Origin of the sequence: Paenibacillus phoenicis (assembly GCF_034718895.1) — a bacterium.
GTDB classification, from domain to species: domain Bacteria; phylum Bacillota; class Bacilli; order Paenibacillales; family Paenibacillaceae; genus Fontibacillus; species Fontibacillus phoenicis.
The window spans coordinates 1215257-1231982 of the sequence record NZ_JAYERP010000001.1 but is presented as its reverse complement, the minus strand read 5'-3'; the positions used below and the strand labels follow the sequence as shown (position 1 = coordinate 1231982).

Sequence of the window (16726 nt, the reverse complement as noted above, 5' to 3'; positions counted from 1 at the left end):
TTAATAATCTACCCAACTATTATAACCAACAACTTAGTTGGCGGCAATGAATGCTGTACGCTTAAATGGCTGTGGATGAACCCGCAAGATTGCAAAAATGCCCTATGTGATTCACATAGGGCATTGGATGATACTTCTTTATTCCGATGGCACAGCGCTTGAATCCATAAATACGATTTCCCAGAGATGGCTGTCAGGATCCTGGAAGCTCCAGGTATACATAAAACCATGGTCAACCGGATCGCTGTAAGGCTTCCCGCCCGAGGCGAGCGCTTTGTTCACGATTTCGTCCACTTGGTCACGGCTCTCGGCCGACAAGGCGACGATGACCTCCGATTGGCCCGTGGTATCCGGAATTTCTTTCTTCGTAAACGATTTGAAGTACTCCTCCGTCAGCAGCATGGCGAAAATATTCGGTCCAATCACCAAACAAGCCGCCTTCTCATCGGAAAATTGCGGGTTAAACTCAAAGCCAATAGATTGAAAGAAATTCATCGATCTCTGCAAATCTTTTACGGGAAGGTTTACAAAAATATTACTCAAGCTTACGGCCATCGGATCACCTCGATTTCAAATTTAAACCAATTATACCTGAGGCAACCCTAAATTGCTAGATTACGACTAAATTAGATCATCTTGGTCGTCCAAGATTCACAGTTCCACGTCTCCGTGACAACGTCGCGGTAAAATTCCGGTTCGTGGGAGATTAACAGAATACTGCCTTTGTAGGCTTTAAGCGCACGCTTCAACTCATCCTTGGCATCGACGTCCAAATGGTTTGTTGGTTCGTCGAGCACGAGCAAGTTCGTTTCTCGGTTAATTAGCTTGCACAGGCGTACCTTCGCTTTCTCGCCCCCGCTCAAGACGGCGATTTTGCTTTCGATATGCTTCGTCGTCAGGCCGCATTTCGCCAGAGCAGCACGAACCTCAAACTGCGTAAACGACGGGAACTCGTTCCAGATTTCCTCGATGCACGTATTGTAATTGGCATCCTTCATCTCCTGCTCAAAGTAGCCGATTTCCAGAAGGTCACCGAGATGCACTGAGCCGGAGATTGCCGGAATTTGTCCCAGGATGCTGCGAAGCAGCGTGGTTTTCCCGATACCGTTTGCGCCGACGAGGGCGATTTTTTGCCCGCGTTCCATTCTTAGATTCAGCGGCTTCGATAAAGGTGAGTCGTAACCGATAACCAGGTCCTTCGTTTCAAAAATCAACTTGCCAGATGTCCGAGCATCTTTGAAATTAAATTGCGGTTTCGGTTTTTCCTTCGCCAACTCGATAATTTCCATCTTGTCCAGCTTCTTCTGGCGAGACATCGCCATGTTCCGCGTTGCCACGCTCGCCTTGTTGCGTGCCACGAAGTCTTTGAGATCGGCGATCTCCTGTTGCTGGCGTTTGTATGCCGACTCTAACTGCTGTTTTTTTGCCTCATACACCTGCAAGAAGTTATCATAATCACCGACGTAACGGTTCAGCTCTTGATTTTCCATGTGGTAAATCAGGTTGATGACGCTATTCAGGAACGGGATATCGTGCGAAATGAGAATAAACGCGTTCTCATATTCTTGCAAATACCGCTTCAGCCATTCGATATGCTGCTCGTCCAAATAGTTGGTAGGTTCGTCTAGCAGCAGAATGTCTGGTTTCTCCAGTAAGAGCTTGGCCAACAATACCTTCGTCCGCTGACCCCCGCTGAGGTCGTTAACGTCTCTTTCGAGCCCGATATCCGTCAAGCCCAAGCCCCGAGCGGTTTCCTCAATCTTGGCATCGATGAGATAGAAATCCTGATTCGTGAGCGTGTCTTGAATCGTACCTACGTCCTCCAGCAGCTGCTCCAACTCTTCCGGCGACACATCCCCCATTTTGGCGTACATCTCGTTCATTTCCTGTTCCAAATCGAACAGATATTGAAACGCCCCGCGCAGTACGTCGCGGATCGTCATTCCTTTCTCCAGCACGGCATGCTGATCGAGATAGCCAACGCGTGTGCGTCTAGCCCACTCGATTTTGCCTTCGTCCGGCTGCAGCTTGCCCGTAATGATGTTCATGAACGTCGATTTACCTTCACCGTTGGCCCCCACTAAGCCAACATGCTCGCCTTTTAACAAGCGAAAGGATACATCGTTAAAAATAGACCGGTCCCCAAATCCGTGACTCAGCCGCTCTACATTTAAAATACTCATGGAGATTTAACACCTTTTCTATATGAATTATGGTTAAAAACATTCGGATGGTTATCAAAGGGTACACTCGACCTATTATACTGGTTAAGCAGGGTAAAGCTCAATACGGCGGGGAAATTTAGTAGAAAAAAGCGCCGTCCCGAAAGTCCTTCGGGCGACGCCTGCGAAAATGATTTAAAAACCTAAAATTTCGTCGATCTTGCGCAACTCCTCTTGAGTAAACGACCGATTCGCCAATGCGCCAACCGCATCCTCGATTTGGCTGACTTTGCTGGCGCCGATCAGTGCGGATGTCACTCTACCGTCTCGCAGCACCCAGGCCAAGGCCATTTGCGAGAGCTTCTGCCCTCTTGCGGCGGCCAGTTCGTTCAGCTGCTTGACTTTGGCAATTCGCTCTTCGTTTACGTCCTCCGGACGAAGGAACACGCTAGGACCGGCAGCGCGGGAATCCGGGGCGATTCCGTTCAGGTAGCGGTCGGTCAGGATGCCTTTCTCCAGCGGGGAGAACACGATCGAGCCGATGCCTTCTTCCTCCAAGACATCCAGTAACCCTTCTTCGATCCAGCGGTTCATCATCGAATAGTTCGGCTGATGAATCACCGCCGGGGTGCCCAGCTGTTTTAAGATTCGGGACGCTTCGCGCGTCTCTTCCGGACGATAGTTGGACAACCCCACATACAGTGCTTTCCCTTGTCGTACGATGAGATCAAGCGCGGCCATCGTTTCTTCCAGCGGCGTGTCCGGATCGGGACGATGATGATAGAAAATATCCACATACTCCAGCCCCATTCGCTTCAGGCTTTGATCGAGACTTGAGACCAGATATTTTTTGGATCCCCATTCCCCATACGGCCCCGGCCACATATAATATCCCGCTTTCGTCGAGATGATCAGCTCATCGCGATACGGACGCAGATCTTCACGCAGCACCCGTCCGAACGCTTCCTCGGCCGAGCCTGGCGGCGGTCCATAGTTGTTCGCTAAATCGAAATGGGTGATCCCGAGGTCGAAGGCTCTGCGCAACATGGCGCGCCCATTCTCGAGCACATCGATGCCCCCAAAATTATGCCATAGGCCCAGTGAAATGGCTGGAAGTTTCAACCCACTCCGGCCCGAACGGTGGTATGTCATCGTTTCGTATCGATTATCAGCTGCTTGATACATTAATGCTTGTCCCTCCTTCAGTCTATATATGTCCAATATAATGCACGGGGAGCGACTTACCTATATCAGCATGGATGATCTCTATGGCATAATGTCTGATTTTTGCCATTGCTCGCGGTAGTCGGAAGGCGAGGTGCCTACCGTTTTTTTGAACATTTTGGAGAACAATAAAGCATCCTGATAACCCACAGAACGCGCCACTTCCGCGATGGAATAATGACCGTTGCGCAGCAGGGCGCAGGCTTTCTCCATTCGATACTTCAGCAAGTATTGCTGAGGCGGCATTCCGGTAGCCCGCTTAAATAAAGACGATAAGTATTTCCGATCCAGACCGACGATCGCAGCCAGCTGGCCGACGCTCATTTCCTCACTATAATGACTGTGCAGAAAATCAAGGCAACGATGAATGTACGCATCCTTGGCTTGCGTCCTTGTCGAATCCGCATCCCCTGATGCAGGGACAAGCTCCACCAGCAGGGTCATAAACTCATACAGCAACGTTTGCAGGCGCAAATCGCGCGTCGTATTCGATTCCTCTGCTTCGTTAAGCAACTCATACAGTTGCGGCATCAAATGCGTATCCATGGGAAATACAGGCGATGCCGGGGTCAACCGGGTACGGCTTAAAATCTCCGCCACCTGTTCCCCGTTGAAGCCGATCCAGGAATACGTCCAAGGGTCCACCTCATCCGCTTGATAGAAGATGACCCGTTCAGGATAAGCGAGAAAAGCTTGCCCGCCGGTCAGCTCGAAGGTTTCTCCCTCAACTTTCACAATCCCTCGTCCTGAATGGATAAAGTGAATTTTGTAGATATCACGGACACCCGGGCCAAAGGAATGAAGCGGAGCGCACCGTTCTTTTCCCCAATAACACAAATACAAGTCCGGTGACTCGCGAAACGGCCGATCCGGATTATAATGAAAAATCGCTCCCATGATCCATCCCTCTTTACTCGCTTCAATTTCGGTAATCTAATCTATTTGAATTAGATTATATCATCGAGTTAGGTTGTTTCTAGGACATGGGTTGTTTATAAGACATAGGCTGTTTCTAGTCATACGCTGTTTCTAGCACATACTGTGTTCGATTAGGTATAGTACGGCAATCACCATTAGTAAACATAATATTTATTACGTAAATTATAATATGATCGCACGACCCCACTCGACTCAATTATTCACGCACTTACTCATCATATAACTGCAAAAATACAGTTTTTATAGGGGCAAATCGCCGTTGCCTCAGAAATTCCTGCAAAAGTGCAGGCTTTTTGCGCCAAATTCCCCAATCTGAGCAATATCGCGAAAAATAACTGTACTTTAAGTCAATTTCATAATTTGTAACCCCTTGTGGGATAAGGTTTTTCAGCATGTAAAAAAGGAGTACCTCCCCAAAATCTCGAAGTAAAGGTTACCACACCAACCACGAGAAAGGAGTACTCCCATGTATGGTATTCAACAAGCAGAGCTATTTTCCTTCGAGGAATTAATGGGAATGGCGGATGAGGCAAAATACAGTGCCATTCTGGAACACGTCCCCATGGGGATCATCCTGCATGCCGTTAGCAAAAAAAGTACCCGCGGCCGCTCCGAAAGTTTAAATACCAGAGCGATGATGTATTCCCTCATTATTGGAAAACTGGAACATATCCGCTATACGAAAGATCTGATCAAGCGTCTGCGAACCAGCTCCGAATTCAGAAGGTTATGCCGCTTTACCGATTCGGACCGGGTACCGAGTGAAGCCGCCTATTCCCGCCTTGTAGCCAGGCTGGCTCAAAGCGGCGTACTGAGACACGTTCTGGATACAGTGGTAGACCAGGCAATTGCCGCAGGGTTTCTTTCGGGTGAGGTTCTGGCAATAGATTCGTCCCACATTGAGGCCTTCGACCGAAATTCGAAGCTGGATGAAGGGAAGACGACGACTTCTTCCAGCCCTCTCGTTGACGAAGACCCTGCCTTGTTCTCCGCGGACACATGCACGCCGTCCCAGGAAGCCAAGCCGGAGAAGCCCAAACGTTCCAAACGCGGGAGAATCCCGAAAGCGGAATGGGACGAGTGGCGGAAGCAAATGGATGCTTACGAAGCGTCGCTTGGTTTCTTCGAACGGGGAGTAGCCGACATGTTGCCAGCCAGTTACGAAGAACTCGCCCGCGATATGCCGCAATACCCAAGCACTGGCGCAAAAGGCGATCCGCGAGGCACCCACCGCGTGAAATTCTGGTACGGGTACAAGGCGAATCTGCTCGTCGACACGGCAAGCCAATATATTGTTGCCGGCGAGACCTGCTCCGCTCATGTCAGTGACCAGAGACCGGCCATTATGCTGCTGAAGCGACTTCAGGAGCGATTTCCGGATCTGCAGGTTAAGCACGTTTTGGCTGATAAGGGCTATGACGGCGAAGCGGTATACCGACAAATCCGCAAGTTAGGTGCTTTTCCGATTATCCCGTTAATTCACCGCACCAAACTGCCTTTGAAGGAAGACAAATATTATCGTCCGCTGTGTGAACAAGGCCATCCGTACCGTTATGACAGCTACGACCCCAAGGGGGGCAACGTGAAATTTACCCGTCCGAAAGAATGCAAGGAATGTCCGCTGCAAGCTACAGGTTGCCAGAAGGTGTATAAAATCCGGATAGAAACCGACGTCCGCAAATACACAGCACCTGGCCGGGGAAGCGAGAAGTTTGCCGAATTGTTTAAGCAGCGGACCGCTATTGAACGCGTCTTTGCATATCTGAAGTTATACTTTGGCATGGGCACTACACGAAGGCTCAAAAAACGTGCGTTCGTCGATCTCGAACTAAGTTACCTAGCGTACAATGTGTCTAAATATGCGCTGGATTATTTGAACATGAACATCCGTTTGACCAAACAAGCCGCGTAACTTTTTTTGAAAATGTACACCTCGAAATTGGTTACCTGCAGTAGCTAATAAATTGAATTATGAAATTGACTTCTTTTGCAGGCTTTGCCCGCAAAATCGAGATATTCTCGAAAATACCTGCACTTTTACAGTTTTCCGCTTCGGGGATAAAACATCTATCGCTGGAGGGCGCCCCCCTCCCTTCATAACAACCAAAAAGCCGGTCCGTCCCCATCTTATCAGGGGTACACCACCGGCTTTTTTCCCATACACCAGTTCTTCAAGAATGTAATTGGTTTTCCACTTCCGCCAATACCGCTTGGTCCTCGGCTAGATCCTCTTTGGCCCGCTCCATCGGCTCGGGATTCATCCGGCCGTCGGCTTGGGCGATGGCGTTTTCCGCTTTTTCGATCGCATTGCGGGCACCCTCCACCGTTTCTTCACGAGGATGCGACTGAGCTTGGGTTACTGCGCGATGCGCTTTTTTAACCGACTGCTGTGCAAGTGAAATCGGATTTTGAGATTGCATGCTGGAAAATGGATTTTCCATGTTCAGTTCCTCCTCGTATAGTATCTTTAAAAAGCTCTTTTAGGTTCATTTCCATCCCCCCGGGGGATGGAAAACAGCCTCCAAATTTTCAGCTTGTTCTTTGAAAATTCTATCAGGGACTGGACTTTCCGGTATGCCTCTGGACAATGGAACGTAGGGTCCATTCGGGGAAATCCTTCTGCCTCCAGTAGCATCGTCTACTCCTTAAGTCTGTTTCTCCGGTACGCGTCTGAGCTTCTTACCCGCTGGCTGTTCCCTTCGGCATCCCATGCCCGGTTTTAGCAGATCCGGGGCAGCTCATGGCCCGAAGTGTGTCCTCATACGCGAGGGTGATAGATCTGCGCGTGCGCCGGAGGCATCCCGGAGCGTCCATTCCCTGAATCCCTAGCGAAAGGAGGAATTTCACTTGAAGCTTTTTGTCGGTATTGACGTGAGCTCGCAAGAGCTCGAAGCGTGTTTCATGAACGCTGACGGTGACAAGCTTGAGACACTCACCGTCAAAAACAATTTGAATGGCGCCTCGCACTTGCGTGACCAAATCGTCGCTGCAGCGGACAAGTTGGCCGTCACCGAGATTCACATCGGCTTGGAAGCCACTTCCGTCTACAGCTGGCACCCTGCCATGTACCTGCATCAGGATCCAGCGCTTCGAGAGCGCAAGGCCAAGGTGTTCACCTTGAACCCCAAGCTCATCAGCAAGTTCAGAGAAGCCTATGCGGATATGGACAAGACCGACCGGCTCGACGCCTGGGTCATTGCGGATCGCCTGCGCTTCGGCCGCCTGACGACCACCATCGTCATGCAGGAGCAGTATGTCGCCCTTCAACGCCTCACGCGCATGCGTTTCCACTTGGTCCATAACTTGGCTCGCGAGAAGCAGTACTTCTTGCAGAACCTGTTCTACAAGTGCAATGCGTTTACAACCGAGGTCGACAGCTCCGTGTTTGGCCATGCGCTCATGGAGATGCTCTCCGAGAAGTTCAGCCTCGATGACATCGCCGAGATGGACGTGGCCGATCTGGCCGACTATCTGCGGGACAAGGGACGCAATCGTTTCCCCGATCCCGAGCGGGTCGCCCGCTGCATTCAGCAAGCTGCCCGCGCCTCCTATCGGCTGTCCAAGGTCGTGGAGGATTCGATTGACCTGGTGCTCGGCACCTCCATCGAATCCATCCGCAGCATCCAGAAGCAGCTCAAGGATCTCGACAAAGCGATCGAGCGGGTCCTCGACGGCATTCAAGGCGCTCAGTGCTTGCTGTCAGTGCCCGGCATCGGCAAAGTCTATGCAGCCGGTCTGCTCGGCGAACTCGGCGATATTGAACGGTTCAAGGATCAAGCCGCCGTCGCCAAGTACGCGGGTCTGACGTGGCGCAGGCACCAGTCCGGCGTCTTCGAGGCGGAGGACACCGCCCGCATCAAATCCGGCAACCGATTCCTGCGCTACTACCTCGTTGAAGCTGCCAACTCGGTTAGGATGCGCGATGAAGAATTCGGTGAATATTACCGGAAGAAGTATCACGAAGTGCCCAAGAATCAACACAAACGCGCCCTCGTCTTAACGGCAAGAAAACTCGTGCGTCTGGTCGATGTGCTGCTACGCAGCGGCCAACTCTACACGCCTCGAAGGAAGGTGAATAGCGCCAAGGATTAACGCCTCCTTTGCCTTAGTCCTTCACGAATTCCCAGTAAAAATCTGGTATCTGACATGGTTTTTGGCTGGGTTTGGTTTGATGCGCCCTTTTTTCGTGACTCCGCGCTCAACAGGCACGGGAAATTTCCAATTCGATTAAATCAACAGCTTGACATCATACCGCTGGACTCAAGCAATGATGAGGTTAGGATGTGAAACTAAAGCTCAAATCATGCACAATCCATTGGATATCCAAGATGGAACCCCTGAGTTTTCCGGCTCTTTCTTTTTCACTCCCCTCCGGTTCGTGCTACAATAAGTTTTGTTTGGTTTGAAAAACTGTGCATACTGGAGGATTACATTGATGGAAGCTTTCGAGGTACTTCTTGAAAAATACGCCGAATTGGTCATCCGGGTCGGCGTGAATATCCAGCCCGGCCAAAACCTGATGCTGACAGCACCGCTGGAAACGGTGGACTTCACCCGCCTGCTGGTGGCCAAAGCCTACGACGCCGGAGCCAAATACGTCCACGTCGACTGGGAAGACGAGCAAATTACCCGCATCCGCTACGAGCATGCCACGGACGAATCCTTGTCCTACTATCCGCAGTGGCTCGCGGATATGGCGGAACAGTTCGGAGAGGAAGGCGGCGCGATCCTTCGGATTAAGGTACCGGATCCGGAGCTGTTCCGGGGCATCCCTTCAGCCAAGGTGTCTACCGCAGTCAAAGCGGCAGCGAAAGCGCGGGAGAAGCATTCCGCCCAAACACGCAATAACCGGATCACCTGGTCGCTGATCAAAGCACCAACGAAAGCTTGGGCAAACAAAGTGTTTGCCGATTTGCCCGAAGAACAGCGGATCCCGGCCATGTGGGAAGCCGTCTTTCAAATGAACCGCGTTGACCGCGTGGATCCGATAGCCGCCTGGCACGAGCATATCCAGCAGTTGAAAGAACGGCAAGGGCATATGAATGCCAAACGGTACAAAAAGCTGCATTACCGCGCACCGGGCACCGATCTCCAAGTCGAGTTACCCGAAGGCCATCTATGGCTGGGAGGAGGGGATTACAATGAGGCGGGGAACTATTTTGTCGCCAATATGCCGACGGAGGAAATCTATTCGATGCCGCACCGTACCGGGGTGAACGGGACCGTAGCCAGCACAATGCCGCTGAATTTGAACGGCCAACTTGTCGAAGGCTTAACGCTGACGTTCAAGGATGGTAAAGTCGTAAGTTTCGACGCCAAATCCGGACGGGAGCATATGGAGAACCTGCTCCAAACAGACGAGGGAGCCAATTATCTCGGTGAAATCGCCCTGGTGCCGCATGACTCGCCGATCTCAAGACTAAACCGGATCTTTTATAACACCGGGATTGACGAGAACGCATCTTGCCATTTCGCCTTGGGCAGCGCTTATCCGGTAAATATCGAAAACGGCGCCAAGCTAAGCAAAGAAGAGCTGCTCGCTAGAGGAGCCAACGTCAGTCTAACACATGTAGACTTTATGATCGGCTCCGCCGAGCTCAACATTGACGGCGAGCTGGCCGACGGGACGATCGAGCCGGTATTCCGCAACGGGAACTGGGCGTAAGGCGTAGGTCGTAGGGCGTAAACCTTAAACCACACCCTGCTCCAACAAAAAACAGCTCTCCTCCCCGACAAACGGAAAGGAGAGCTATTTCTTATGATTTCATCCCGGTATAGATTTGAATCGCATCCCGCAGGAACTCAGCCGCACCCGGCTGATCCTTGTCGTAATAAGCTTTAAAACGCTCATCATCGACGTACATTTGCGCCAGCCCGGCATGGGCTTCCTTGCTGTAATCACTCCAGTAGAACGTCAACCACTGCTTGTGCAAATCTGCGGCCTTCTGCGCAAGTTCACCGGCGGGATCGCCCGTCTTGATGGCTTCGGCTAACGTGGCTTTTACTTCGTTCTCCAGCTGCGTCACCTTTTCGTATTCCTCTTTGGTCATATTCATCAGCTTCCGATTGGATTTCTCCACCGTGTCTACCCCATATTTTTCCCGGATCTCCCGGCCATATTTACGCTCGTTCTCCTCGATCAACTGCTTCTTGAAGCCTTCAAATTTTTCTTGATCTTGCATCGTGATTCTCCCTTCATGCGACGCGATCGTTTTTTCCACATTGGCGATTAATGCGTCGAGTTGCTTGCGTTTGTCAAGGAGTTGATTCCGATGTTCTTTCAGCGCGCGGGTACCGTCGAATCCGGGATCGGTGACGATGGACCGGATATCTTCCAAACTAAGGCCAAGTTCCCGATAGAATAAAATCTGCTGCAGCAGATCGACTTCCCGACGACCGTAAATGCGATATCCCGACGAGTTCGTTCTGGCCGGCTTCAGTAGTCCGATCTCATCGTAATAACGCAGCGTCCGGGTACTGACCCCTGCAAGATTCCCCAGCTTCTGAATGGTGTATTCCACAAGCTCACCTCCTGACAACACTCATGATAAACGTTAACGTAACGTGAAGGTCAAATCTTTTTTCAAGGAAAATTTAGGCCCAGCTCGGACGTGCAGCAACCACCGTTTCCCCAGTAAGCGCCGCCCGTTCAATCATCATTCCGAGATAATGATCCTGTGCAGCCTCCCACAATCCGTAAAACTCCGGCCCGCCTTGAACATATTCGCCCATCTTCATCAGGCCGGTCGCAATCGCCAGCTCATCATCATATAATCTAGCCGGCGCAAACGGATTGGTATACAGCCACTGCTCCCCGCAGAGAATGCCTTGCAGAAAATATCCCTCCTGGTTCTCCAGCTCGCCCTTATTCACCCGTTTCAGCTCCAGTTGCAGCGGGGTGGTATCTTCCTGCTGAATGAATACCCGCGAATCGAAGATTTCACCGCGTTCGCCGCGGACACAGCAATGATTGGAGCGAATCCAGGAGCGATGCTGATCGCGGGTAAAATCATAGATCCCCAACCGGTCGCCGAAATCAAGCCATGCCAGTTCTCGTAACGAAGGGACGAGCCGATCCTCCGTAGGCGGACCGCTGCGTGTTGGCCCCTGTACCCAACTTGATTCAAACCGCATGGCGCGAATCCGCACTTCCTCAAAAGAAACTCCCAGCAGCCGGCGAATCAGACTGACACCGTGGTATAAATGGGAGATAGAGACGGTTGCTTCGGTAATCCGCCCCAGCCGTCCCGTTTCGATCAACTTGAGTCTGGCCTGCTGGATCGGATGTAAATGATATTGCTCCGCCACCTGGATCTTTGCGCCGCTTTGCCCAAGCTTTGCATACAGCAGTTCGAGTCCCGCAAGGTCGGCTGCCGGCGGGGTTTCCGAGAGGACGGGAATCCCCGTTTCTGCGAGCTGCAGCAGGTAAGGCAGCATCTCCGAGCCGCTCACCGACAGAACCATAAAATCCTGCTGCTCTTGCTGAAGCAGGGCTCTCACCGAGCGGTACGTCCGCACGCCCCATTGCCGCTCCATCGCCAACGCCTTCGCTTCGTCGCGGACGACCAGGCCGCCGATTTGGAACCGATCCGGCATCGCCTTGGCAATCCGTAAATAATATTGGGCACGAAAGCCCGCTCCGCCGATGATGCTAAATGTGATGGCCATGCCAGATTCCCTCCTCCATGATCATAGACTCAAGCCTGTTGGTGAAACCGAGGTGCTCGGCCGATAATACTCTCCCGTGAATAATAGATCGAATCTTTGGACAACGGCAACGTAACCGGCTTCCCGGTTGCGGCAGATTCATATATCGCCATGATCAGCTCGATCGTGTTTCGCCCCTCGTTCCCGTCGATCAGCACCTGCCGAGAGCCCGTTTCAATGGCGCGCAGCACATCGTCAATTTGCCCGGCATGCCCGGTGTATGGCAGCGGTGCGACCTCCTCGGCTGCTCGTTGGATTTCCGCCTCCAGATCTGGATTCCGCCTCGGAAATCCGCCGTCCCCTTCCTCCGAGGCATACAACTGCCATGGAATTCCCACCTTAGCCCGCTCCCCCTGAAAAACAAGCCGTTGCTCTTCGCCATGATGAACGACGGAACTGGTCACTTGAGCTAAACCGCCGTCTGCATACTCCAAGACCGCGATGGACAAATCCTCGACCTGGGAATTCCGGTGCGAAGTATTGGCGGTGACCGCGTGGACTCTAGATGGCATCCCTCTAAGCCATAGCAGCAGGTCCAGATGATGCACCGCGTGGTTCATGACGCAGCCTCCGCCTTCATTTTCCCATGTCCCCCGCCATTCCACATCGTAATAGCTGCGGCCGCGCCACCAATAGGAATTTGCTTCAGTGTGGACGATGCGGCCCGCTAAACCGGCATCGATCACCCGCTTCACCCGGCGAATCGGATCATAAAAGCGGTTTTGCCCCACGACGGACAAGAGCGCCTGGCCTTGAGCTGCTGCCTCCAGCATCCGATCACATTCGGACAGCGACGGGGCCATCGGCTTTTCCACCAGGACATGTTTGCCTGCCAGCAGAAAATCCGACGCAATGTCTGCATGGGTAGATGGCGGCGTACAAATCGATACTAAATCCACCGAATCTAAGTTCAACACTTCCTTGTAATCCGAATAGACCGCGCAATCCAGGCCAAAACGCTCTTTGAGCTGGTACGCCTTTCCTCCGCTCCGATCGACCAGCGCCGTGATCCGGCAACGGTCGCTAAAGCGGGCAAACGCCTCAAGATGGGTACTTGCAATCGACCCAGTGCCGATGATGGCGATGTTAATCATGATTTCTCTCTCCCCTGTGTCTTATTTGATCAGATCCGTTGGACTCATGCCGGTGATTTTTTTAAACAGTGTGCTGAAATAAGGCACGTTCTTATAGCCGACCTGTTCGGCCACCTCATAAACGAGCATATTGCGCTGCAGCAGCAGCTCGCGTGCTTTTTCGATCCGAACGCGGGTTAAATAGTTGTTGAACGTTTCGCCGGTTATGTTTTTGAAGATGATGGACAAATGGTTGCGGGAAATGTAAAGCTTCTCCGACAACTCCGCCAGCGTAATGTCCTCAGCATAATGCTCGTGAATATAACCGGTCATGTAATCCACCACCTGCCGGTGCTTGCTGTTCCCCCGCCATTGGCGGCTGCTGCAGATCAGCGTAATTTTATCCGACAACCATTCGGTGAGCTGCTCCAGACCGGTTAAGCCCACCAACTCCTTGGTGATCTGCTCTTCAGGTACAAGATCATTCAGCAGAACTCCCGTTTCATAGAGGCAATACGTAAATACCCCCCACAGCTCGCAGGCAAAAATCTGCACCGTTTCAGGGGTCATCGCCTTCTGCAGCTCCAGCCGGTTCATGTAATCGGCCACTAGCTTCTTAGCTTCGGCTTCCTGGGACGCCTTTAATGCAGAAGCCAATTCCACATAAAATTTCACTGAAAATAAACTCGCCGCTGCCGTTTTTCCGTCTTCTTCGTCCTGATAGGCATATAACGCATACGTAGAATCCCGCCGCCCCAACCTCATGTCGATGGCCCGGAACGCTTCCTCCGTTGAATCCGGGATGTGCTGCCATTGCGGCTTGACACCCCCAATTCCGACGCGGACGACCAGCTTGAGATAGCTTTTGATCGCATCGATCAGCTTTACGCCCAGCTCATGCAGCTTTCTCTCCAGCAATTGCTTTGGCTCATCCGGACGCGGGTGGACGATCAAGACAGCCCTTGTGCTGTGCAGCTCGGTATATTCCACGGTCCCGAACCTTTTGCGGGCCACCTCGCAGACAATATTGCTGATCGCAAAGCGGAACAGGTTCCAGTCCGACAATGAAAATTGGCCGACGCGCGCATCCCGGACGAGATCGATACCAATCGTCACGTGCCGATGATCCGTCCAATATCGATAAGGCTCCGGCAAACGCCCTGCCTCGCGGTACGAGCTGTCCAGCGTTCCGACGACCGCAGAGCGGACCCACTCCTTCTCGATGAACGGCTCATACAGACTCAGCTTCCGCTCCATCTCGCCCTGCTTCCGGCGAATCTCTTCCTCCTTGGCCAACTCATCGATCACCTTACCCAGAATCGACTTCAGCGTTGGCATGCTGATCGGCTTGGAGACATAATCGCTGACATTAAAGCGCAGCGCTTGGCGTGCATGTTCGAAATCCGAATAGCCGCTAAAAATAATGACCTTGCCGTCATACCCTTCCTTCCGCAGCTGCTCAATCATATCAATGCCATTCATCGCCGGCATATAAATGTCCGTGATGACGATATCCGGATTCGTTTGCCGGACTACATCCAGCCCGTCCTTCCCGTTCTGGGCTTCCCCAACCCAGGTCGCCCCGAGTTGTTCCCACGGAATCGCCCGTTTCATCCCTTGCAGCACCTGGCGTTCATCATCAATGATGGCGATTTTCCACACCCTCAACTACCTCCTTGACTGTTCTCCTCCAAGATGTCTTAGATGTTCTGGCACGGACATGCGGCTCACGCGGCCGGTCCGGGTTCAAGCGGATCAATGAACTGGGGCACCGGGGGCTCCAGCAGCTTCGGCAACGTAATCACGACACGGGTGCCTCCTTCTTCCCGTTGAGATAACTCCACGCCGTAAGCGCCTTCAAAGTAACCCGCGATCCGCTCCTTCACATTGCGGATGCCGTAGCCCCCCGTTCTCCGCTTGCGCTCGCGGGGCACGGCCTGCTGCAGTCCAGCGCCGTCGTCATCGATCGTAATCACGAGTCGGTCAGACTGCTCCTCCAGCGTGATCCACAACTTCCCTTGTGTACGACCGTTAAAACCGTGGACGATGGCATTCTCCACGAACGGCTGCAACGTCAGCTTCGGAATAAACAACTCCTGAACAGAGAACGGGGCATCGATCGTATATTCCAGTTCACCGCCGCCGCCGGCTTGCCAGCGAAGCTGTTGAATTTCCAGGTAACAGTGGATATGCTCCAGTTCCTCGCCAATGGTAATAAAGCTGTTGCCGTTGGATAAGCCAATCCGAAACATCCGGCCCATCAGCTCGAGAATCCGGCTAAGCTCGTCCTGCCCGGCCTCAATCGCCATCCAGTTCAACTGATCCAGCATATTATACAGAAAATGCGGATTGATATTGGCCTGCAACGCTTCGATTTCCGCTTTGCGCTGCTGCTCGTATCGCCGCCGCAGCGAGCGGTACAGCTCTTCAATCTGCTCCATCTGCTTGCGATAGCCGTCGAACAGATAACCAAACTCGTTCTCGTAATCGTTGGGCAAATCAACGGGATGCCCGCCGCTGCCTGTTTCGTCTCTATCGCCTACGAAATACTGCCGCATTGCGGTCACAAGCTGTTTGATTGGTTTTGTAAATTGGCGGCTTAAGTAAAGGGTCAACAGCAGGACAAACAAAATGGCGATGACCCCAATCACGCCGATAACCAAAGCCAGACGAAAGCCGCCGCTCGTAATTTCACTCCAAGGCGTGACTTCCACGAGCATCCAATGGGAATCCCGCATCTTGGAATACACCAGCAGCGAATCCCCCAGCTCTTTATTTCCCCGGATATGAACGTACCCGGATTGGTCGGTTTTCACATTGATCCATTGTGATAACTCGGCATGCTCAGGCACCAGCCCGGTTTTCAACGTCAGCTGCCCCAACGTGTCGATCATCATCCGGTTGGCCGGCGCAGAATGTCCGGCTAATAGTTGTTCAATCTCTTTCGCTTTGACATGGACGACGAGTACACCAAGGTATTTGTCTTCCTCGACGATTTTGCGCGCGAAGCTGAGCACCCGCACATTCCCTTGGAAGCTGGGTATTTCATGCTCACTAACCCAAGCGAAATCGTTCTTGTCGAGCGCCTCCGCCCAATCTTGCTTGGCCAGATCGCTCAAACCACGAAACTGGATATAGCTGTTGGCATCCCCGCGCAGCGGACGCTCCATATATAAGTCGATTCCTTGGATGATCGGAATCGAATAAGTCAGATTCGCTAAGGCGCGCTCCACGCTCACGGACCGGCGGTGCCGGTCGTATTCATCCTGCCGGTCGCGCAGGAACGTAATCAACTCGTTATCGCGGGACGTCGACAGCGAAATTTGCTCGATCATCACCAGCCGGGTGGTAATTTCATTATTCAGCTCGTCCAGCAGCAGCTGCTGATAATGGGAGCTGGTTTTGGCCAGCTCGTTGGATGAAATGCGATAGCTGGCCCAGGCGATACAGGCCAAGACGGCCACCATAAAGATGGAAAAACTGCGAAAAAACAAGCTGTCGATCCGAAATTTTTTAAACGGATTCGTCATACGCAAGGCTGCACTCCCTTCAGGTGTAAGGAAAAAACGGTAAAGCTGCGAAGATCGTTCACGCTTTACCGTAATATAATTGGCCATTCGC

Annotated in this window: 13 protein-coding genes; 3 read left to right on the top strand and 10 right to left on the bottom strand. The window is 52.2% G+C overall.

Annotated elements, in window-relative coordinates:
• Window positions 1-138 precede the first annotated feature (138 nt).
• From U9M73_RS05785 to U9M73_RS05770, 4 genes are all read right to left on the bottom strand, one after another.
• A complete protein-coding gene (locus U9M73_RS05785) occupies window positions 139-555 on the bottom strand; it encodes a VOC family protein (protein WP_260069974.1) in 417 nt (138 codons plus the stop codon).
• Window positions 556-626: 71 nt separating this feature from the next.
• Window positions 627-2183: an ABC-F family ATP-binding cassette domain-containing protein gene (locus U9M73_RS05780; protein ID WP_323076526.1), complete on the bottom strand. Its 1557-nt coding sequence runs from the start codon at window positions 2181-2183 to the stop codon at window positions 627-629.
• A 174-nt stretch (window positions 2184-2357) separates the two neighbouring features.
• Window positions 2358-3347 (bottom strand): L-glyceraldehyde 3-phosphate reductase, encoded by a 990-nt coding sequence (mgrA, locus tag U9M73_RS05775; protein ID WP_009223246.1) that lies wholly within the window; start codon window positions 3345-3347, stop codon window positions 2358-2360.
• An 81-nt stretch (window positions 3348-3428) separates the two neighbouring features.
• Window positions 3429-4283, bottom strand: coding sequence for an AraC family transcriptional regulator (locus U9M73_RS05770; protein WP_323076525.1), 855 nt, complete (start codon window positions 4281-4283; stop codon window positions 3429-3431).
• Between the two features lie 508 nt (window positions 4284-4791).
• On the opposite strand from U9M73_RS05770, the gene U9M73_RS05765 reads away from it, so the two are divergent.
• Window positions 4792-6237, top strand: a complete 1446-nt coding sequence (locus U9M73_RS05765) for a transposase (RefSeq protein ID WP_009222856.1) — start codon at window positions 4792-4794, stop codon at window positions 6235-6237.
• A 259-nt stretch (window positions 6238-6496) separates the two neighbouring features.
• Here the strand turns inward: U9M73_RS05765 and U9M73_RS05760 are convergent, their stop codons facing one another.
• Window positions 6497-6766 (bottom strand): hypothetical protein, encoded by a 270-nt coding sequence (locus U9M73_RS05760; RefSeq protein WP_323076524.1) that lies wholly within the window; start codon window positions 6764-6766, stop codon window positions 6497-6499.
• A 406-nt stretch (window positions 6767-7172) separates the two neighbouring features.
• Between U9M73_RS05760 and U9M73_RS05755 the strand changes: the two genes are divergently transcribed.
• A complete protein-coding gene (locus U9M73_RS05755; protein ID WP_016310842.1) occupies window positions 7173-8417 on the top strand; it encodes an IS110 family RNA-guided transposase in 1245 nt (414 codons plus the stop codon).
• A 343-nt stretch (window positions 8418-8760) separates the two neighbouring features.
• Window positions 8761-9990, top strand: coding sequence for an aminopeptidase (locus U9M73_RS05750; protein ID WP_323076523.1), 1230 nt, complete (start codon window positions 8761-8763; stop codon window positions 9988-9990).
• A gap of 91 nt (window positions 9991-10081) precedes the next feature.
• On the opposite strand, the gene U9M73_RS05745 is transcribed toward U9M73_RS05750, so the two are convergent.
• The 5 genes from U9M73_RS05745 to U9M73_RS05725 form a co-directional block, all read right to left on the bottom strand.
• Window positions 10082-10846 carry a MerR family transcriptional regulator gene (locus U9M73_RS05745; RefSeq protein ID WP_009223242.1) on the bottom strand — a complete coding sequence of 255 codons (765 nt, stop codon included), beginning with the start codon at window positions 10844-10846 and terminating at the stop codon, window positions 10082-10084.
• Window positions 10847-10919: 73 nt separating this feature from the next.
• Window positions 10920-11993 (bottom strand): Gfo/Idh/MocA family protein, encoded by a 1074-nt coding sequence (locus U9M73_RS05740; RefSeq protein ID WP_323076522.1) that lies wholly within the window; start codon window positions 11991-11993, stop codon window positions 10920-10922.
• Between the two features lie 29 nt (window positions 11994-12022).
• On the bottom strand, window positions 12023-13126 hold the full coding sequence (locus tag U9M73_RS05735) for a Gfo/Idh/MocA family protein (RefSeq protein WP_323076521.1): 1104 nt from the start codon (window positions 13124-13126) through the stop codon (window positions 12023-12025).
• Between the two features lie 21 nt (window positions 13127-13147).
• Window positions 13148-14767, bottom strand: coding sequence for a response regulator transcription factor (locus U9M73_RS05730; RefSeq protein ID WP_323076520.1), 1620 nt, complete (start codon window positions 14765-14767; stop codon window positions 13148-13150).
• 65 nt (window positions 14768-14832) lie between these two features.
• Complete coding sequence (locus U9M73_RS05725) at window positions 14833-16635, bottom strand: cache domain-containing sensor histidine kinase (RefSeq protein WP_323079065.1); 1803 nt, start codon at window positions 16633-16635, stop codon at window positions 14833-14835.
• Between the last annotated feature and the right edge of the window lie 91 nt (window positions 16636-16726).